Annotated in this window: 6 protein-coding genes; 2 read left to right on the top strand and 4 right to left on the bottom strand. The window is 69.0% G+C overall.

Annotated features, from left to right (window positions below; translation table 11 throughout):
* Positions 1-163 precede the first annotated feature (163 nt).
* The gene (locus ABG80_RS08720; protein WP_058087359.1) at positions 164-1609 is read left to right on the top strand and encodes an aminotransferase-like domain-containing protein; all 1446 of its coding nucleotides are present in this window, start codon (positions 164-166) and stop codon (positions 1607-1609) included.
* A 66-nt stretch (positions 1610-1675) separates the two neighbouring features.
* Here the strand turns inward: ABG80_RS08720 and ABG80_RS08715 are convergent, their stop codons facing one another.
* Together ABG80_RS08715 and ABG80_RS08710 are read right to left on the bottom strand one after the other, a co-directional pair.
* A complete protein-coding gene (locus ABG80_RS08715) occupies positions 1676-2689 on the bottom strand; it encodes a M48 family metallopeptidase (RefSeq protein ID WP_083505946.1) in 1014 nt (337 codons plus the stop codon).
* Positions 2690-2766: 77 nt separating this feature from the next.
* A complete protein-coding gene (locus ABG80_RS08710; protein ID WP_058087335.1) occupies positions 2767-4293 on the bottom strand; it encodes an MFS transporter in 1527 nt (508 codons plus the stop codon).
* 152 nt (positions 4294-4445) lie between these two features.
* On the opposite strand from ABG80_RS08710, the gene ABG80_RS08705 reads away from it, so the two are divergent.
* On the top strand, positions 4446-6275 hold the full coding sequence (locus ABG80_RS08705) for a methyl-accepting chemotaxis protein (RefSeq protein WP_083505944.1): 1830 nt from the start codon (positions 4446-4448) through the stop codon (positions 6273-6275).
* Positions 6276-6358: 83 nt separating this feature from the next.
* On the opposite strand, the gene ABG80_RS08700 is transcribed toward ABG80_RS08705, so the two are convergent.
* Both ABG80_RS08700 and ABG80_RS08695 read right to left on the bottom strand, forming a co-directional pair.
* Positions 6359-8074 (bottom strand): ShlB/FhaC/HecB family hemolysin secretion/activation protein, encoded by a 1716-nt coding sequence (locus ABG80_RS08700; protein WP_160322498.1) that lies wholly within the window; start codon positions 8072-8074, stop codon positions 6359-6361.
* A gap of 10 nt (positions 8075-8084) precedes the next feature.
* Positions 8085-20483, bottom strand: a complete 12399-nt coding sequence (locus tag ABG80_RS08695) for a beta strand repeat-containing protein (RefSeq protein WP_058087333.1) — start codon at positions 20481-20483, stop codon at positions 8085-8087.

Genomic DNA, 20483 nt, shown 5'->3' with positions numbered 1-20483 from the left:
GGGTGGGTGGGCCTCTCACCTTAGGCAGCAACTGCGCCACGTGGCCGCGTCAGCAGGCCACCAATGCCACCCACACAGGCCGCACCACGGCCCGGCTGTGCCGGTCGTGTGCGCCACCATCTGTGCTGGTCAAACGGTGGGGGTTCCATACAGAATGGGGCTCATGCACACCCACGCGAGCCTGCCCGACACCCTCTACCTGCGCATCGCCGACGCCATGGCCCGGCAGATCCGCACCGGCACACTTTCGCGCGGCGAGCGCATCCCCTCGGTGCGCAACCTGGCGCATCAGCACGGGGTCTCGCAGTCCACCGTCGTGCAGGCCTACCGCACGCTCGAAGACGCGCGCCTGATCGAAGCCCGCCCGCGCTCGGGCTACTTCGTCGCCGCGCGCCCGCCGCAGCTGCCCGAGCCCGACACCTCGCGCCCCCCGAAGCGCTCGGTCAGCGTGGGCATCAGCGCCATGGCCAGCAAGATGATGAGCGTGGCCCACCACCCGGACTACGTGTCCTTTGGCGCCGCCTGCCCCGATGCCGCATTGTTCGCCCAGGACCGGGTGCGCCGCGCCGTCAGCCGCGCCACCCAGCGCCACCGCGCCACGCTGTGCCAGTACCCCTTCGGCCCCGGCGATGAATCGCTGCGCAAGGCCATCGCGCGGCACGCGCTGCGCATGGGCTGTCACGTCAACGCCGACGACGTCATCGTCACCAGCAGCTGCCTGGAGTCGATCACGCTGTGCCTGCGCACGGTGACCAAGCCGGGCGACGTGGTGGCGCTGGAGTCCCCCACGTACTACGGCTTCCTGGAAATCCTCGAAAGCCTGGGCCTGCGCGCGCTCGAGATCCCCACCCACCCGCGCACCGGCCTGTCGCTCGACGCCCTGCAGTTGGCGCTGGACACCCAGCCCGTCAAGGCCATCCTGGCCGTGCCCACGCTGTCGAACCCGCTGGGTTGCAGCATGCCGCTGGCCGAACGCAAGCGCCTGGCGCAGATGGTGGCGCGCCACCAGGTGCCGTTGATCGAGGACGTGCTCTACAACGACCTGTGCGAGGACGACGACCGCCGCCGCGCGGTGCAGTCGTTCGACACCGGCGGTCAGGTGATGCTGTGCGGCTCGTTCAGCAAGACGATCGCGCCGGGCCTGCGCCTGGGCTGGATCGCCGCGCCAGGTCGCACCGAGCGCCTGCAGCGCATGAAGTCGGCCACCTCGGGCAGCGAGACCGTGATGCTGCAGCGCGCCCTGGCCGACCTGCTGACCCAGCCCGGCATCGAGGCCGGCTACCGCCAGCTTCGTGGTGTGGTCGCGGCGCGCATGGACGAGGCCCGTGCGCTCATCTCGCGCCACTTCCCCAAGGGCACGCGCATGACCTCGCCTTCAGGCGGCTTCATCCTGTGGCTGGAGCTGCCGGGTGAGGTCGACACCGTGGAGCTGTTCCACACCTGCCTGGAGGAGCACATCTGCATCGCCCCGGGCAGCCTGTTCAGCACCAGCGACCGCTTCAAGCGCTGCATGCGCCTGGGGCTGGGGGGCAAGTGGGGCGAGGCCGAGCGGCGTGCGCTGGCCCGCGTGGGCAAGCTGGCTGCGGAACTGATGGCCACCAGCCCTTGAGGCCCTCGCCTCATCAAGCGCCTGCGTTCACACGGTGCGCCTGAGCGCGGTGTCGCCCCGATCGGCTCAGTGCCCGTGATCGCCGTGACCGACAGGCATGGACGCTGGGCTCCGGCCCAAAGCGCCCTCACCCCGCCCCCAGAACGCCAATGCCAGCGGATCGGCCGTGTTCAGCCCTGAGCGGGCTGGGGCGTCCCAACGCTGCTCGGGCTTGGGCGCACGCTCGAACAAAGGCATCACCTTGGGCAGGTTGGCCTGGATGTCCTGGATGCGGGTGCCGCTGGACGGGTGGGTGGACAGGAACTGAGGCGGCGCGCCCTTGGAGGCCGCGGCCATCTTCTGCCACAAGGTGACCCCCGCCTGCGGGTTGTAGCCAGCGCGCGCAGCCAGCTCCATGCCGACCAGGTCGGCTTCGGACTCGTCCTGGCGGCTGAATGTCAGGGTCAGCAACTGCCCACCCATGTTCAGCAAAGAATCACCCAGGCCACCCAGGCCCAGCAGGCCCGAGATCACGTTGGCGCCCAGGCGCGTGGCCGACTGCTTGCCGATGCGCTCGCGGGCGTGCTCGCGCAGGGCGTGAGCCACCTCGTGGCCCATGATCATGGCGACCTCGTCATCGGTCAGCTTGAGCTGCTCCAGGATGCCCGTGTAGAAAGCGATCTTGCCGCCCGGCATGCAGAAGGCGTTGAGCTCTTTGGAGTGGATGGCGATGACCTGCCACTGCCACTGCTTGGCCCGTTTGTTCCAGCTCAGGCTGTGCGGGATGATGCGTTTGGCGATGGTGCGCAAGCGGACCACCTGCGGGTGGTTGTCGGGCAGCAGCGCATTTTGCTGACGGGCCTGCACGGCCATTTGCTGGTACTGCTGGGCGGCGGCCTGCTCGATCTGCTCGGCCGGCACCAGGCGTGCAAAACCCGACTGCCCACCCACGTCCACCCCTTCGCGCGCCCAGGCCGAGGCCACCGGCATCAGCAGGCTGGCGGCCAGCGCCACGCACAGGCCGACCACCCGGGCGCGTGGCCGCAGCGCTTGGCGTGGTTCGTTGATGCGGCGAGGGTGGGCGACAGCGTTCAGGGGCATGGTGTTTGGCAGCGGTTGGGCGCGGGTTGCTGGGGTCTCAAGGGGCAGGGCCACAAATGGGGGCGGCCCTGAAGGAGTCAACGCGCCTCGTCGCGCAACAGCATACGCCGCACCGCCGGCAGCAGCGCGTAGGCCGGGAATGACAGGAAAAAGGTCAGCAGGAAGAAGGCCGAGTAGCCCATCTGCTCGACCCCCAGGCCGCCAGCCCAGCCCGCCACCGCCCGCGAGAAAGCGAAAATCGACGACAGGATGGCGTACTCGGTGGTGGCGCGGCGCTTGTCGGTGATGCCCATCAGGAAGGCCAGGAACGCTCCCGTGCCCAGGCCGCCGGTGAAGCTCTCCAGCGCGCTGGCGGCGTAAACCACCATTTGATGGTTAGCGCTCACTTCGGCTCCAGGCAAGGCGTGGGGCACCACCGAGGCCGCCGCCGCGTACCCCAGGTTGGACAGCGCCTGCGCCAGCCCCAGCACCCAAAGCCCCTTGAAGATGCCGGCTCGGTCGACGTACCAGCCCCCCGCCAGGCCCCCGGCGATCGACAGCCCCAGGCCCACGTTGACGCTGACCAGGCCGATCTGCGCCGGGGTGAAACCAGCGTCCACCCAGAAGGGCTTGACCATGAAGCCCATGGCCGCGTCACCCAGTTTGAACAGCAGGATGAAAACCAGCACCGCCAGCATGCCCGGTCGCGCCAGCAGGGCCACCCAGGCGCCAAACACCGGCCCGTCGGCCAGGCGAGCCGCCTGCGGGCCCCGCGCCGCGCGCACCATCAGGCTGGCGCCCAACAGCATCAAACCGACCGGGATGCCGCCCTTGAACCACCAGGTGCCGCTGATGGCCTGCACCGGCGCCCAGGACAAGGCTTTGCCCACCGGCCCCAGCACCGGCCACAGCAGGCCCGCCAGCACCAGGCCCAAGGCCAGCAGCCACTGGGGCTGGCTGCGCAGCACCCGCCACTCGTCGGCTGCAGCGCCCTTCGGCGCGGGCGCACGCGGTGGCTGCGCCGGCGCCAGCAAAATCAAAGCCGCGTTGAGCACCATCAGCGCCCCGCCGGCCGCATACGCCGCAGACCAGGCCGGTTGCCCTGGCGTGCCCATCCAGCCCGCCACCACCAACAGACCGCCTGCTGCCAGCATGCCGACGCGGTAAAAACCGATGCGCAGTCCGTTGGCCAGGCCGTACTGCCCCTTGGCCAGCAGCTCGATGGTGTAGCCATCGGTGGCGATGTCGTTGGTGGCAGACAGCACCGTGAAGGCCGCCAGCAGGGCCCAGGGCCAGGTGGCGCCCTGCCCCAGGGCCTCGGGCTGGGTGGCCAAGGTCAGCAGCACCGCGGCCATGCCCACGTTGGCCGCCGCGATCCAGCGCCGGTGGTGGCGCCAGGCATCGACCAGCGGCGCCCACAGGAACTTCACCGTCCAGGCCAGCCCCAGCAGGCTGAGCAACCCGATCTCGGCTGGCCCCACCCCCGCCTGGCGCATGTGCACCGGGAACAGGTCGTAGAACACGCCCAGCGGCAGCCCTTCGGAGAAATACAGCAGCGCCACCCAGAACATCGGGTTGCGAACGACAGCGGAGCGAGCCGGGCCGGCGGGCAAAGGTGCAGACATGGCGCGGATTGTAGGAACAGGCGCACAAACGGCCTGGGAAGCACGACTTATTTGCGCCTTTTGACTTCAGAGCCTCGGCCATCATGCCGATAGCCTCACCGTGGAGGGCATGCCGTTCGCCCGGTCTGCCCTCTTCCCTCGCAGGAGCCAAGATGAACTTTCGCACCAAAATCTGGATGCTGCCGATCAGCGCAGCCGCAGTCTTCGTCGTCGGCGTGGCCGTCAGCTTTGCTGTTGGCGAGCGCACCTCCGGGATCCTCCAGCACCTCCACGAGGTCGACAACCCGCACATGGCCCACGTGCAGACGGTGGACCGCAGCGTGGAGCAACTGCGCCTGACCCTGCAGACCGCCGCCGCAGAAGGCGAAGCCGAAAAGCTCAAGGAAACCGACGCCATGGTGGCCACGGCCAAGAAGGCCCTGGCCGACATGGGCAAGCTGCCGGAAAAATCCGCGATCGCCAAAACACTGGGTGATGCCTTCGAGGCCTACCAGTCCTCGGCCATCGGCGCCACGCGTGCGCTGCTGACCCAGCAGCCCCCTGGCGACCAGCTCGGCAAAATGCAGAGCTCGCTGCAGTCGCTGGACAAGCTGCTGAACGAACACAAGGCTTCGGCCAAAGCTGCCATCGATGAGGCCCAAGCTTCGGCGCGCGCCGGCGTGGACACCAACCTGTGGGTCACCATCGTGACCGGCGTCATCGTGCTGGGCGTGCTGGGCGCGGCCTCGGCCGCCATCGTGTCCTCGGTGTGGAAGGACCTGGGCGACGAGCCTTCGACCTTGCGCGACCTGGTCAGCCGCATTTCCGATGGCCACCTGGACATGAACCTGCAGCACCAGGCAGGCGACACCGGCTCGCTGCGTGGCTCGGTGGTGGACATGACGCACAAGCTGCGCGACACGATCGCCGTGATCCGCCAGGCCACCGATTCGATCTCGACCGCATCGACGGAAATCGCCACGGGCAACCAGGACCTGAGCCAGCGCACCGAGCACACCGCCTCGAACCTGCAGCAAACCGCCAGCTCGATGGAAGAGCTCACCGGCACCGTGCTGCAAAGCGCCGACGCCGCCCGCCAGGCCAATCAGCTGGCATCTGGCGCGGCCACCGCCGCCCAGCGTGGCGAGCAGATCGTCTCGCAGGTGGTCTCGAACATGGCCGAGATCGACAACGCCAGCCGCAAGATCACCGACATCATCACCGTGATCGACGGCATCGCCTTCCAGACCAACATCCTGGCGCTGAATGCGGCGGTGGAAGCCGCCCGCGCCGGTGAACAGGGCCGTGGCTTCGCCGTGGTGGCTGGCGAAGTGCGCACCCTCGCGCAACGCTCGGCCAACGCCGCCAAGGAAATCAAGACGCTGATCAACGCTTCGAGCGAGAAGGTCGAATCAGGCTCGAAGCTGGTGCAGGACGCTGGCTCGTCGATGGTCGAGATCCTGACCAGCGTGCAGCGCGTCTCGGACATCATCGGCGAGATCAGCGCCGCGTCGTCGGAGCAGAGCCAGGGCATCGGCACCGTCAACCAGTCGGTCAACCAGCTCGACCAGATGACGCAGCAAAACGCCGCGCTGGTGGAAGAGTCCGCCGCCGCAGCAGAGAGCCTGAAAGAGCAGGCCACGCGACTGGCTTCCGCCGTCTCGGCCTTCAAGCTGGGCGCGGGCGGCACGCAGAAGCTGCATGCGGAACCCGTGCTGACGCCGGTCAAGTCGCTGCATTCGGCACCGACCATGTTGTCGTCTTCGAGCGGGGTCAGCGAGGCGAAGGCCCTGACCTCTTCGGCAACCGTTGCAGCGAGCGCCAGCAAGCCCGCATCGGAAAGCAAGCCTGCCCCAGCCAGCAAGCCCGTGGCCCGTGCCAGCCTGCCCAAGCCGGCGGCCAAGCCTGCCGCCCCGGCCGCTGCAGCCGCAGCCCCTGCCGCCACCGCGAGCTTCACGCCCGCGACGGCCGCCGCCGACGATGGCGATTGGGAAACCTTCTGATCACGTGCTGATCATGGCCTGACGCGATTCAGGCGATCAGGTCCACAAGATCCGCAAACGCCTGTGAGGGCTTCGCGGATTTTTCACTGCAACGCCACGTTCACGTAAGCGTGCACGCGCACATCGCTGCGATCGGTCTCGGCCGGATGGTGCCGCTTGAGCGGCGCGGCCAGCACAAGGCGGGCGTTGACGTTGCGCCAGTCCATCACCACGCCCACGCCGGCGCTGGTGAGGAAGTCGTCGCGCTGAACAGCCTTGAGGTTGCCCGGCCGGTAAGCGATGGCCGCACCGTGGTCGATGAAAGCCAGCCACTGCCAGCGCGGCGCGTTGGGCTCGCGCTCGAGGTACTCGATGGCGCCCAGGCCCTGGCGGATCTCCACGCTGAGCTGGTAACCGTGGCGGCCCGAGACCAGGCCTTCCGAGTAACCACGCACCGTGTAGGCACCGCCTACCTGGAACTGCTCGCCCGAAGGCAGCAGGCGGTTCTGCGACAGCTGCAGCGCGGCGCGGCTGATGAGCTGGGTGCGCTCGCCCAGGCGGTCGAGCCGGTTGCCCTGGGCGCGGTAGTACATGAAGCTGGCGTCACCCGCCAGGTCGGTCGAACCCACCACCAGCTGCTGATCCAGGAACCAGGCGTGGCCGTCGGTGAGCTGGTCACCGGCCAGACCGAAGGTCATCACGCGGTGCTTTTCGTGCGTCTGCTTGAAGCCCGAGAACGAGCTGCGCGACTGGCGGTCGGACAGGCGCGCGTAGGTGGACCACGCGCGTTCGGCCTCGGTCACCAGCGGCTGGCTCACGCCCACCGTCGCGTCCTGCGAACGACCGGTGATCTCCAGTGGCTGAAAGGGCCCGCGCAGGATGCGGATGTCGCCGTAGCTGGCCGACAGATCAAGCCGGGTGTCGTGGCGGTTGATGGGCAGCGAGTACGAGCCCGCCAGGCTGTTGGAGCCACGCGCGGTGGTGGCGGTCAGCGATGCGGTGTCGCTGTCGGCCAGCCAGTTGCTGCCGCGCAGCACCGCGCCCACGCGGCCACGGCCCGTGGTTTCGCGCCCGGCGTTGTCGGCGAAGAGGTCGGCGCGCAGGCGCTTGGGCTCGCTGACCGTGATCTCGACGTCGGTGGTGCCAAAGCGCTTGCCGGGCACGACGTTGGCACGCAACTGGGTTTCGTTGAGTCGGTTGAACTTGGCCAGGTCTTCTTCGAGCGCAGGCACGGACAACAGCGCGTCCTGGCTGAGGTGCAGGCGGTCGCGCACGTAGTCGCTTGCCAGCGCCTGCTGGCCGCTGATGCGCAGCTCGCCGGTCTTGGCTTCGACCAGGCGGATGCGCACCACACCATCCTTGATGGTCTGCGTGGGCAGCACGGCTCGGGCGGTGAGTGCGCGGCGCGCGTCGTACAGCTCGTTGATGCGAGCCACGGCGGCTTGCAGGTCGGCCAGGCTGACGGTCTGGCCGCGCAGCGGCGCCAGCACGGCGTCCACCTCCTGGGCGCCGAGGATCTGCGAGGCATCGACCTCGAAGCGCTCGACGCGGATGTTGCGCTCGGTGCTGGCGGCCGTGGCCTTGGGCGTGGCCGGCGCCTGGACCGAGGCGTCCGGCGCGCCCTGCTGCAGGCGCTCTTCGCGCTGCTGGGCCTCGCGTTGCTGGCGCTCGGCGGCCTGGGCGGCACCGGGCGTCAAGCCCGATGGCAGCGTGGTTTGCGCCTGTGCGGTCGAAGCCAGCAAGGCCCCCGCGAGCAAGGCGCAGACCGCCAGGGAAACCGGCGCCACGGCGGCGGCAAAGAGGGGTTGGGGGCGGTTCATGGTCATGTCCTCATTGGCCTGCTGCCGGCGGGGCGATGCCCAGCTCCAGGCACTCGGCTTCGTGGTCCTTGCACTCGAAGGGGTCGCCGCTGATTTGCAGCACGCCAGCGGCCGGCGCCAGGTTGCCCTGGACGTTGCGCACCACGCTCAGGGTGCGCGTGGCCACCTGGTCGCGCTGGCCACCGAGGTCGCCCACGGTGCGGGTCTCGCCGGTGACGACGCCACTCGGGTTGCTGAAGATCACCTTCTCCGGGTTGCCCACCAGCACGTAGGCGCCGATGAGCGCGGCCTGCGGCGTCAGCACCAGGTCGTAGGCACCGTCGAGCGTGTAGCCGTGAACGTCCCATCCCTGCTGGGCACGGCGGTCGGCGGCGTCGAGGCGCACGCTGTAGAAGGGCGTGAAGAACTCGGTCCAGTTGGTGACCAGGCCTTGTTCCACCGTGATCGGTGCGGCGTTGGCCGAGCGCACCTGCGAGCGCTCGGCATTGAGCAGCGCGAAGGTCACGCCTTGGTCGGCGCCTTCACCCGCGCTGACGTCGAGCGACACGCTTTGCGCAGGCAAGCCGTTGTTGCCGGCCACGCTCAGCAGCAAGGCGCCAGGTGTGCTCACCTGGGCGTTGATGTTGCGCGCTTCGAAGCCCACATCGGGGCTGTCGATGCTCAGCGACTGGCCTTCGCCCACGGTGTCGGCAGCGACGATGCGCACCACCGGCGAGCTGACCAGCGGCGAGGCGGTGACGGCGGACTCGACCACCACGCTGCCTTGGCCATCGGCCCCAGCCTCGAGGTCGATGCGCTCGATGGCCACCAGCTTGCCACCCGGCGTGAAGACGATGTCGTCGTCGGCGCCCAGGCGCATGCTGCGCGCCTGCACCAGGCCCGTGAGGGTCAGGTTGCTGGCCAGCGCGTCGTACGCGAAGCGGCCCGCGGTGGTGATGTTGCCCAAGCGGCTGTTCTGCCCCATGCCGGCCAGGAAGATGCCATCGGGTGCGCTGGCGTTGAGCAGGCCGTTGGCGCCGGTGCTGACCTCGAGTGCTTCGTCGATGCCACCGTCGCGGCCGATGGTGGTGCCCGCGATCAGGTTGATCTCGCGGGCCTGCACGTCGAGCTGTCGGTCGTTGCGGCCATCGAGGATGGCGCCGGGCGCGGTCAGCGTGGCGCTTTCCTGGGCGTAGACAGTGCCCACAGCCATGTCGCCGGTGGCCTCGGTCAGCCAGATGTGTTGCTTGGCCCGAGCGGTCGTTCGACCACCATCGGCCACGTCCACCAGCATCGCCTTGCTGGCCGAGCCGATGTCGCCTTGGCCCGCTTCGAGCACCAGGGCACCGGCTTGCACCGCGGCCACGCCATCGGCGGCTGCGTTGCTCAGGCCCGAGCCGCTCTTGATGCGCACCTCTTGGTTGCTGCTGACGTTCTGCAGCGCCAGGTCACCTTCGCTGCCGATGAAGATCGGGCCTGTCGCCTGGGCACGGAGCGTGCCGCTGGCCTCGACGTCGATGTCCTTCTTCTGCGCGATCAGGATCTCGGTGTCGGTCACCGTCATGTCCTGCAGCTCGGCGCTCAGCAGGGCCAGCTTCTCATCGTTCGTCAGACCTTGCTGGCGCTTGATGCGAACCACACCAGCGTCTTCACCGATGGAGCCGGCCACGTCGAGCACCAGGTTGCGCCCGATGATGTTGGCCGCCTCCACGCGCACCTCGGTGTCGGCCACCGGGCGGAAGAGGCCGGCGCCGATGGCGTTGGCCAGCTCGGCATCGGACCATTTCACGCCCTCTGTCAGGGCTGCCACCTCGGCGTCAGAGGCCTTGTGCGTGAAGTTGGCGTTGTAGGCCTGGCCACCGAAACGAGCGTGGGCCGCGCGGAAGGCGCTGGTCTGCTGCTGCTCGAAGGAGGCCACATCGGCATCCGTCCACTGGTTGGCCTTCTTGAGCTCGGCGGCCTGCGCAGCGCTCAGCTTGAAGGTGTAGGCCGGATCGAAGGCGTCGGCGGTGTAGCCACCCGCCCCGTCGCTGCGCACGTTGCGCAGCTGCCAGTAGCGCTGGTACTCGGTCTCGACCAGGCGCTCTGCGTTGCGCACGGTCTGGCTGGCGCTGCCCTGGTAGGAGTTCTCGCGCAGGCGCATGGTGTCCCACAGGTCCAGCAACTGCTGGGCTTGCAAGGGGTCCAGCACCTCGACGTCGTTGGCGTCGATCAGCTTGCCGCCGGGCACGCTCAGGTGCACGTCACCGACGGTGGAGGCCACCTGTTCGACGCGCAGGTCACCACTGACTTCGCGCAGGTGGATGTCGTCCAGCGCCTGCGCCGAGAGCACGCCCATCACGGCGTCGGTGTCGATGCGCAGCGGTGAGGCGGCGCTGCCGATGCGACCGCTGTCGCTGACCAGGCGCACGTCGCGACCCTTGAGCGTGACAGTCGGGTCCGTCGTCGCGATGTGGCCGTCGGCACTCAGGCGCAGCGCACCGGCGGCGACTTCGGCCGCAGCGATGCGCAAGTCACCATCGGTCTCGCGGATGGCGATGCCATCGCGGGCGCGGGCCGTCAGCGTGCCATTGATCAGGCCGCGGCTGGGGTCGGCGTCGGTGAGGTCGATGTGCACCGCCTGCGTGGCCGAACCGATGGCGCCTGTGTTGGCGCTGAGGTTCACGGCCTGCGCGTTGATCACGGCCTGGTCATTGACCTGCTGGATGCCGTTGGTGGCGGTGATGTTGGCCGCACCGGTGAGGCTGCGCACCAGGCCACCCAGCAGCACCTTGCCGGTGTTGGATGTGATGTTGACGGCCGAGGTGTCCTCGCCCACGAAGTTGACCTTGATCTGCTTGGAGGCGTTCAGGCTGTGCTGGAAGTACTCCTTGACGGTCCACTCGAAGTTGGCCTGGCTCTTGATCTCTTCGTAGATGGCCACTTTGCAGATGCCGATGCAGTAGCGGTCGATCACCGTGGGGTAGCCAGCGACCAGGGTCTTGTCGGACGTCACCTGGGTGTAGTCCATGCGGTAGCCCTCGTTGCCACCGCCCACGGACAACCAGTCGCCCGTCAGTCGCTGCACGTAGGTGGGGATGCCAGGCACGATGCGGTCCGGGTCGTCGTAGTCCGGCGCCAGCCAGTCGGCGCCCAATGCGATCTTGGTCGTGTAGTAGCGCTCTTCGGTCCACTTCTGGGTGCGACCGTTGATCCAGTTGAAGCGGCGGTTGGCCACCGGGTCGTACGCCGTCGACTTGCCGTCTTCGGTGTCGGCCAGGTAGGTGGGCTTGCCATCGGCGTCCACCGTGCGGCTGTCGCGCACCTGGATCTGGTTGCCCAGGCGGGTGATTTCGGTGACCAGCGGCTTGCCGTCGGTGCGGGTGCCGGTCTGATCGACCTGGCCCACACCGATCACGCGCTTGCCCGTGTCGGTGATGCGGATCTTGCCTTCGACGCCCTGGCCCGTGTCCACGCGGCCCAGCGCGATGTCGTAAGCGGTTTCGTTGCCGATGTCGATGCGGCCGTAGCCATCGAGCACGCGCAGCTCGCCATTGCCGGTCGAGAAGATGTTGCCGAACAGCTCCATGTGGCCGCCGCCGATGCGCACGTTGTCCAGCTCCAGGCGATCGTTGGCCGCGTCGTAGCGCACCTTGATGTCGGCGCTGCCGGGCTCGGGGTTGGTCAGGTCCAGGTAGCGGTCGCCGGTGCCGGCCAGGTACTTGATGCGCGCCTGGGCGATGTCGGATGCCTTCGACGTGATCAGGGCCTGCGTGACCTTCACGCTGCGCATGGGCAGGCCGGCCTGGATCAAGCCGTTGATGTTGAGCTTCTCGGCGCTGATGTAGACGTTGTTGCCAGCGATGGTGCTGCCGCAGGAGACGGTCAGGCAGTCACCCGGCAGGCCGTTGTTGACGTAGTCGCCGGAAACGCTGTCGGTGGCGTCGCTGCCGCCCAGAGCCATGGCATCGCCCTCCCGAGAACCTGGCACGTTGCCCAGTTGCGAAATCGGGTCGCCGCCCTGGTGGGTGAAGCCTGGCGTGTAGGTCTTGATGAAATCACCGCCCGTGGCGATCTCCACCGTCTCGGCGCTGATGTTGGCCGAGGCGCGGATGGTGCCGTGGCTCTTGGCCTTGGCCAGGCCACCGAGGTTGCTGATGTCGCCCTGGATCCACAGCTGCGCAGGCGATCCTGTGGCCGTGTCGTTGCTGTTGGAGTTCAGCACGCTGATGACCGGTGCTGGCGTGGACAGGGCGTCCACCACCGACACGGCCGTGGTCTGACCGGCGCGGTTGCGCGCGTTGATCTGCTCTTTCGAGGAGACGCGCTGGCCGTTCCACAGCACCTGGCCACCCTCCTCGTCGGGGATGGTCAGCGTGCTGGTGGTCATGAAGCGCGTGGACTGGTTGTCGATGTCGATGCGCACGTCGCCCGGGGCAATCAGCTGGCCGCTGGCTGCGCCCGTGAGCACGCGCGAGGTGACGTTGACGTTGCCGGTGGTGGCCAGGATGGGGCCGACGTCGAGGAAGCCGACGCGCGTCTCACCACCCAGGGCTGCCAATTGCGCCTCGAGGATGTCGGCATCGTTGTCCAGCGCCAGGGCCACGTCGGCGGCGTTGGTGTCACCGGTGTAGTTGTTGGCCGCGTTGCGCACCTGGTCGGCCTTCTGGCGCAGCTTGTCGATCTCGGCCGTCAGCAGATCGGCCAGCTTGACGTTGTCGCGCGAGGTGAAGCTCACGCCCTCGGACATGCTGAAGCCGCCATCGGCGCGGTAGGTCAGGTGCTGCAGGTGCCAGATGCCGGCCTCGACCTTGCCGTCGACGTTGACCGACGAGGTGATGGCGTTGGGGTTGCGGGTGTTGTCCCAGGTGCTGCCGCCGCTGATCTTGAGCGAGGAGGTGTCGGCACCGAAGAACTCACCGATGGCCGAGAGCACCTCGCGGTAGGCATCGGTGCCTTCGCCAAAACCACGCGTGCGGTGGTCGCCTTCGGTGGCGGTCAGGTAGACGCTGCGCACCGATCGCACCTGCGCGCCATCGGCCACGTTGATGTCGTTGGACTGCACCACCTCGGCGTGCGCCTTGGGGTCGGTCTCGATGGGCACCGCCGTGCGGTTCCACAGGCGGGTGTCGGCGTCGGCCTGCAGCAAATTGGGCGCGCTGCGGTCGGTGCCAGCCATCAGGTGCACGTCGCGCTGGCCTTCGAGCAGGGCACCGGTCGCGACATCGACCACGTTGTCGGCGGCGATGCGCGAAAGGGTCTCGCCCTGCGCAGCGCCGGCCAGGCCATAGGTCTTGGAGCGCGCCTCGGTGAACACCTGGGCATCGGTGCGGGCCGAGGCGTTGATCTCGCCATCGGCCTTGATTTGTGCGCCGGCGCCCACCTTGACTTCGGCGTGGTTCAGGTCGGCGCGGATCTCGGACTCGCTGCGCGCCACGGCGATGGCACCGCCCGAGTCCAGCCGCACGCTGTCGTGCGCGTCGATGTGGTTGAGCGCGCCCAGCTCGACCTGGCCGTAGGTGCTGCCCGGGATGTTGACCGTGACGTTGCTGCCAGCGCCCACGCCCACGTGGGCCCGGTTGCGGATCAGCGTCTGGCTGCGGGCGGCCGCGCCGTTGAGCAGGCCACCCGATGCGGAGTCGACGTTGAACTGACCCGAAGCCAGCGCCTGCTTGATCACGTGGTTGACGGCCTTGACCTGGACGTTGCCGTTGTTGGCCGTGACGTTGAAGCCCAGGCCGATGTCGGCGCGGGTGTCGGTGTCGACCGTGTTGACGGCGCGGGCACCGGAGTAGCCCACCACCGAGGCGTTGAGCGAATCGGCCGTGGCGTTGAAGTTGGTGGTCTGCGTGGCGTTGACCTGCACGCTGCCAGCGCTGGCCTGGCCGCCGCTGGTCTCCAGGGACCCGAGGGCGGCGCTGGTGTGGGATTCGGCCTGGGTTTCGGCCTTGGAGGCCACCAGGGATCCCAGGCCGCCTGCGCCGGCTTCGGTGTCGGCTCGCAAGGCGTCCGAACCCGTGGCGTTGACGGCCAGCGCGTTCGTGGCGCTGAGGTTCGCGCCCTGTCCCACCTTGGCGGTGGTCGTCGTGTTGGCCTTGGTCACGGCCTCGTTGCTGCCCCCGGCGATGAAGCCGGCGTAGACCCCGGTGGCCGAGGTGTCACCCGAGGTGGCCGAGTTGGCCAGCACGCTCAGGTTGCGCGTGGCGGTGGCCTGCACACCCTGGCCCAGGCTGGCTTCGGTGGTGGTCTGCACCGACGCCTCGGCCGAGGTGGCGCCTGCGCCCAACAGCGCGCCACCCGCCACGGCTTCGGCCTTGGCGCGGGCCGTGGGCGACCCCGTCTGCAGCGTGTTGGCCGCGACCAGGATGTCCTGGCCCTTGAGCGTGGTGGTGTCGCCCACCTGGCTGAGCGCCTTGCCCAGCACGGTGGCTTCGGACATCGACAGGCCCACCGACACGCCCGAACTCACGGCCACGCCGAAGGTCTCGGCGCGCGCATGCGGGTCGATGCTGGCGCGCACCTGGTTGAGGCCGCCCGAGGCATCGAGCAAAGCGCCCGTGCCCACGCTGGCCTTGGCGGTGTGCTGGTCGTTGGCGCGCGCATCGGCGCCGGCACCGCTGACGATGCCACCCGCCGCCGCCGTGGCCTCGGCCTGGGCGTCGGTCAGGCTGTGGCCGTTGACGTCGATCGACTTGCCCGTGATGCGGGCGCGATCGCCCACGCTGGCGGTGGTCGATGCCTGGTTGTCGACGTGAGCGATGGCCGCGCCCACGGCACCGATGCCCACGGCCGCGCCCAGCGCCTGCGACTTGAGGTGGTGTTCGCTGCCGGCGTCCACCGCGACCTGGCCAGACACGCCGCCCGGCTCGGCCGCCGCAGTGCCCTGAGCCGTGACGACCGCGTCGGCCGTGACCTCGGCGGTGGAAGAGCTGGTGCGATCGAAGATCGTCACCGAGGCGCCCAGGCCCACCAGGCCGCCGCCGCCCGCCTTGGTCTGCAGCAGGCTCTGGCCCGCGCCACCGTCAAAGGACTGGATGCGCACATTGCGCCCAGCGGTCACCGTGCCGGCCACCTGGGCCAGCGTCTGGTCGGCCACGTTGGCGATGGCGATGCCCCCGCCGATGGACAGGCCGCCCGAGACCGCCGCGCCAATGGCGTGCGCGTCCACATCGGTCGAGGTCGATGCCTTGACGAGCACGTCGCGGCCGGCGTTCACCTCGGCACCACTGCCCACGCGGGCCAGCGCGCTGGTGCCGGCTGGCACGGTGGTCAGGTCCCGGCCCAGGTTCATGCCGCTGCGCGCGGTGTCGGCGCGCTGGGTGCTGGCTGCGGTGCCGCCAGCGTCGGAGCTGGCCTGGTCACCGAACAAGCCACCGCTGCTGACGCGATTGGCTTCGTTGACCGAGCCCATCAGCTCGGACTGCGCGTCGCTGCTGGCGCGGCCGCCCGCGCCGATGTAGGAGACGGCACCCGAGATGCCGAAGGTGGCGCCGCCCGAGAAGGCAACGGTGATGGAGCTCAGGTCACGCTGGGTGTTGGCCTCGACCTTGACGTCGCCACCGGCACGCACCTTGGCGCCCGAGGCGATGGTGGCCGAGGTGCCCGAGTTGGCCAGGATCACGTCGGCCGTGGCACCGATGCCGCCTGTGGTGATGCCCACGCCCAAGGCGCCCAGCTTGTTGTCCACGGTCACGCTGTCGGTGGCCTTGACGCTCACCGACTGCGCGGGGCTGCTGAGGGTGAGGTCCTGGTTGACGAGGGTGCCGCCACCGATGGCCGCGTCGGTCTGCCCCTTGAGCACGGTCACGGCCACGGTGCCAGCAATGCCTGCGCCGCCCGCCACCGCACCCGTGGCGGCCTTGACGTCCACGTCTTGCTCGGAATGCGCTTCGACGCTGGTCTGGCCGGCGGCGTCGATCACGCTGCTGCCCAGCGTGGCCGCGCGCGTTTGCTGCTCGACCAGGGTGACCACGGCCGTGGCGCCCACGCCCACCGCGCCCGAGGCGCTCAAGCCACCGGCGATGTGCTCGGCGGCCAGGACCGAATCAGCCTGCACGCTGACGTTGCCACCGGTGGAGCGCACGGTGGCGCCATCGACCAGGGCCTGCGTGTTCATCTTGGCCAGCAGCACGTTGCCCGACAGGCTCAGCGAAGCGGCACCACCGCCCGCCGCGCCCACCACGACCTGCTGCGTGGCGGCGGTGTGCGCCGCGTCGATGGCGACCCGGTTGCGCGCGGCCACCGTGGCCGACTGGGCCTGCGCCAGGGTCTGGTGCGACAGGATGGTGGTGTCAACCGAGCCGCCCACGCCCACGGCGCCGCCCACGCCGGCGCTGCCGACACCTGCGACGACTTCATCGTGGTGATAAGCGCCCACGCGAGCCTGCTGCTCGCTGGATGCGCCCGTGGCATCGGCCTGCACCGAAGCGCCGTCCTTGACCTGCGCCGTGGTGCTGCCGCCCAGCATGTTGACCGACACGCTGGCGGCCACGCCCACCTTGCCCCCGCCCGAGACGTTGGCCAGGATGGTCTCGACTTGACTGGTCGAAGAGGCCACCACGGCGGTGCCCTTGAGCGAATCCTTTTGCTGGCGCGCGTCGAGCGTGCTGCCCGATGCGGCCAAGGAGCCGTTGTCCACCGCGAGCGTGCTGCTGCCCTGAGCCAGCGCGTTCACCGTGGTGCCGCTGCCGGTGACTTCAGCCGTGGTGGTGTTGCGCACGTCGTTGATGGCGATGGCGCCACCGCCGCCCACCGTGCCCCCCAGGGCCACGGTGCCGGCGCGGGCCTCGATGCGGTCATCGGCCTCGGCCGTCACCCGCACATTGCCTTGCGCCTGGACTTGCGCGCCGTCGCTCACGCGCGACGTGGTGCTGCCGCCGATGTCGTTGATGGCAATCGAGCCGGCAAAGCCCGCCGTGCCACCGCCCGAGCCCGATGCGGCCCAGACTTCGACCTCGCCATCGCGCAGCGCCTGCACGGTCACCGAGCCGGTCTGTGCGCTCACCTGGCCGCCGGTGACCTGTGCCAGCACCGTGCCAGAGAGGTGGTTGTACGAGCCCGACGCGCCCACCGCCGCCGTGCCGCCGCCCGACAAGGCACCGGTGGCCGCGAAGATGCGCGCGCGCTCCTGCGCCTTCACGTCCACGGCTGAGGCCGTCACGCGGCCGCCCTGCGTGGTCGCGCTCAGCTGCGTCGTGATGTCGTTGATGGCCAGCGAGCCCGATGCGCCCACCTTGGCGGCGCCGCCACCTGCCATCGCGTAGGTTTCGATGTCGCCATCGTGCTTGGCGCTCACCGACGTCAGGCCCGTGGTGCTCACGTTGGGCGAGACCAGGCTGGCGTGCACCTGCGAGCCGATGTCGTTCCAGGCGAAGCTCACGCCGAAGCCGGCCTTGCCTGCGCTCAGGCCCAGCGCCCCGACGATGCTGTTGATGTCCGACTCGTCCGAAGCGCTCACGCTCAGCGATGCCGCGTCCAAACCGGAGGCCGTCTTCTGGCCTTCCACTCGCGCCGTGGTCTGCGTGTCGATCTGGTTGATGGCCACGGCCCCTGCGCCCGCCATCTGGCCCGAGCTGGCGCCCAGCGACGCCGCGATGGTGTCGATGCTCGCGTTGCTGATGGCGCTGACGGTGACCGCGCCCGACGTGTTGACGTCGCTGCCCGCCATGAAGGCGCTGATGCGGTTGTCGATGTGGTTCCAGCCGAAGGACAGGCCGATGCCGGCCTTGCCGCCGAAGGCGATGGCACCGGCCACCGACTTGATGGCCGCGCTGTCACGCGCCGACAGCGTCACGCCACTGGTGCCCGACACGTCAGCACCGCGCAGGAAAGCCTGCGTGGCGTGCGCGATCTCGTTGATCGACACCGAGCCGGCCACACCCAGCTTGCCGTGGCTGGCCTGCACAGAGGCCGACAGCGTCTTGATTTCGCCATCGACCGTGGCCTCGACCTTCGTCGTGCCCGTGTTGCGCAGCGTGGCGCCATCGATGTAGGCCGAGGTTGAGCCGCCCAGCTCGTTGTAGGCGAACGAGCCCGCCAGGCCGTTGCCGTTGGCTTGCGTGGAAATGGTGACCGCGCCAGCCAGCGCGTTGAGCGCCAGGTCGTTGGTGGCGGTCACGGCCACGTCCGTGCCTTGAGCGATGTTCGCGCCATCGGTGATGGCAGCGGTCGTGTTCGCGGTGATCTCGTTGTACGCGGCGTCGGCCGAGACGGCGATGCCGAACTTGCCCGAGCCCGCGCCGCTCTTGCCCGACTGCGTGCTGCTGTCCGAGCCCGAAGGCGCTTCGGTCTGTGCCTTGGAGTTGGTGGCCAGCGAGCCCGCCACCGAGTAGGCGCCGACCTCGGTGCCCGAAATCGCCTGCACCGTCACGGCGCCGCTGCTGCGCACCGAGCCTTGCACGCCCGCCGCGTCGGCACCTGCGGCATCGACGTTGCCGATGATGGCCTTGGTGTCGGTGTCGACCTGGTTGACGGACACCGCAAAGCCGATGCCCACCTGCCCCTTGGTCGCCACCACGCCACCGGCCACGGTGATGTCTTCGAGGTCGCCGTTGGCCTGCACGGTCACCGGGCCACCGGCCTGCACGCGCGCGTCGTCGTCGATGCCGGCTTCGGTGCGCTGCTTGATCAGGTGCACACCCACCGCGCCTTCCACGCCCACGTTGTCAGACTGCCCACCGGCTTCGGCCACGCTGACGATCTGCGTGGTCTGCTCGGCGTCGACGGTCACGCCCTGCGTGGCGCGCACATCGGCGCCGCCGTAGATCAGCGCGGTGGCCGTGGTGTCGAGGTCCAGCACGTTGGCCGAGCCGCCCACCGCCGCCTTGCCACCCGTGGTGCCCAGGAACTTCTTGCCCGCGATGCCAACCGCGTGCACGGTGTTGACGTCGTTCTTGGCGTGCACCGTGACCGACTGGCCGCCCGTGCCCTCCGAGCCCGGCGTGAACACGGTGTTGACCTTGGCGCCTTCATCGATCCAGGCCTGGGCCGAGTTCTTCATGTCAAAGACGGTGACCGCTGCCGCCACCCCGGCCCCGCTCTTGCCACTGGCCGAGTTGATGCCGAAGCTGGTGAAGACCAGGTCCAGCACGCTGCCCTGCAGGTGGTTGAGGATCTGGTCGGGCGAGCTCCAATCGATCTGCCAGGCAAAGGGGATGCGGGTCTGCGCATCGACCTTGGTGGTGCGCTTGGCGTCCACCTTCGCGTTCTTGCCGATCCAGGCCTGGGCCTGGTTCTCGAAGTTGCCCAGAGCCACCGCACCGCCAATGGCCGTGCCGGTGGAGGTGGACTTGGCGCCCACCGTGGAGGTCGGGCGGTCCTTGATGTCGGCGATGACGTTGAGGTCGCGCGCCGAGCTCACGGTGGCGCCGTCGGCCACGCTGGCCTTGGCGACGTTGAGCGAGTCGTTGTAGCTGACCGCGCCCGAGAGGTTGAACTTGCCTTCCTTGATGCCGGGGAACAGGAAACCGCTGACCTTGTCGGCCGTCCCAGAGCTCAGCTTGCCCGTCGCGCCCAGCAAGCCGCTGGTCACGTTGCGCTGGATGCCCGCCTGGAAGTTGGTCATCCTTGCGCTCAGCGAGCTGGGGTTGCCCAGCGTCGAGGCGTCGGCGCCCGTCGTGTTCTTCAGCATCTCGATGCTGGCCTTGACGTCAACATCGCCGCTGGTGCTGGCCGCATCGCCACCCAGGGTGGCGCTCACCCTGTTCTCGGACAGGTTCACCGCCACGGCGATGCCCACGCCGCTGCCACCGGTGTTGGCCGCCGTGCCGCTCACCGACAGGTCGGTGGTGTTGGCTGCGCTGACCTCGACGCTGCCGGCGCGGATGCGCGTGTCGGCGCCGGTTTCAGCGGTGGTCGTGGCCGAGTTGTCGGCGTAGACGAACACCGCATCAATCGGCTTGTTCGTCGAGTTGACCGTCGCGTTGACGTTGACCTCGACGTCGGTCGAGGCCTGCACCTTCGCGGCGCCACCGGCGTTCAGCTCGGTCTGCCCCTGCACCTTCGTGCTGGCTTCAGCGGTGGACTCCGCCCAGGCGGCCGAGAACAGCAACGGGCTGGCGAAGGTGGGCTTGGCCGCCGAAATGGCATCGGCCTTGACCGTCACATCACCCGTGGCGTTGACGACGGTGTTGTCGTCAAGCTGGACGGTGCCCTTGGCTTTGGAGAGCGACACCAGCGGCACGCTGCTGAAGTCGAACAGCTGGTCGTTGAAGGCCTTGAGGGTGGCGTCGTCGGCCGGCAACCAGCTCTGGTCGGCCAGCTTCATCACCGAGCCAAGCACGTTGAGCGTGAACGAGGTGCTGGCCTCGGCGCGCAGCGTCACGTTGCGACCGGTGATGACGGTGGCGACCGCGGGCTGTCCACCCGCGGCAGGCGCGTCGCGCACCAGCAGTTCGGCCAGGGCGTCTTTCTCGAAGCCGGCACGGGCCGTAGCCAGCGCCTCGACCGTCAC

It is taken from the genome of Aquabacterium parvum, from assembly GCF_001447195.1.
GTDB lineage: Bacteria > Pseudomonadota > Gammaproteobacteria > Burkholderiales > Burkholderiaceae_C > Aquabacterium > Aquabacterium parvum.
This window is presented reverse-complemented; position numbering and strand designations above follow the sequence as displayed.

Bases quoted from the DNA above. Each gene is read 5' to 3' on its own strand.
- ABG80_RS08720 (WP_058087359.1), top strand. From the start codon at position 164: ATGCACACCCACGCGAGCCTGCCCGACACCCTCTACCTGCGCATCGCC.
- ABG80_RS08715 (WP_083505946.1), bottom strand. From the start codon at position 2,689: ATGCCCCTGAACGCTGTCGCCCACCCTCGCCGCATCAACGAACCACGC.
- ABG80_RS08710 (WP_058087335.1), bottom strand. From the start codon at position 4,293: ATGTCTGCACCTTTGCCCGCCGGCCCGGCTCGCTCCGCTGTCGTTCGC.
- ABG80_RS08705 (WP_083505944.1), top strand. From the start codon at position 4,446: ATGAACTTTCGCACCAAAATCTGGATGCTGCCGATCAGCGCAGCCGCA.
- ABG80_RS08700 (WP_160322498.1), bottom strand. From the start codon at position 8,074: ATGAACCGCCCCCAACCCCTCTTTGCCGCCGCCGTGGCGCCGGTTTCC.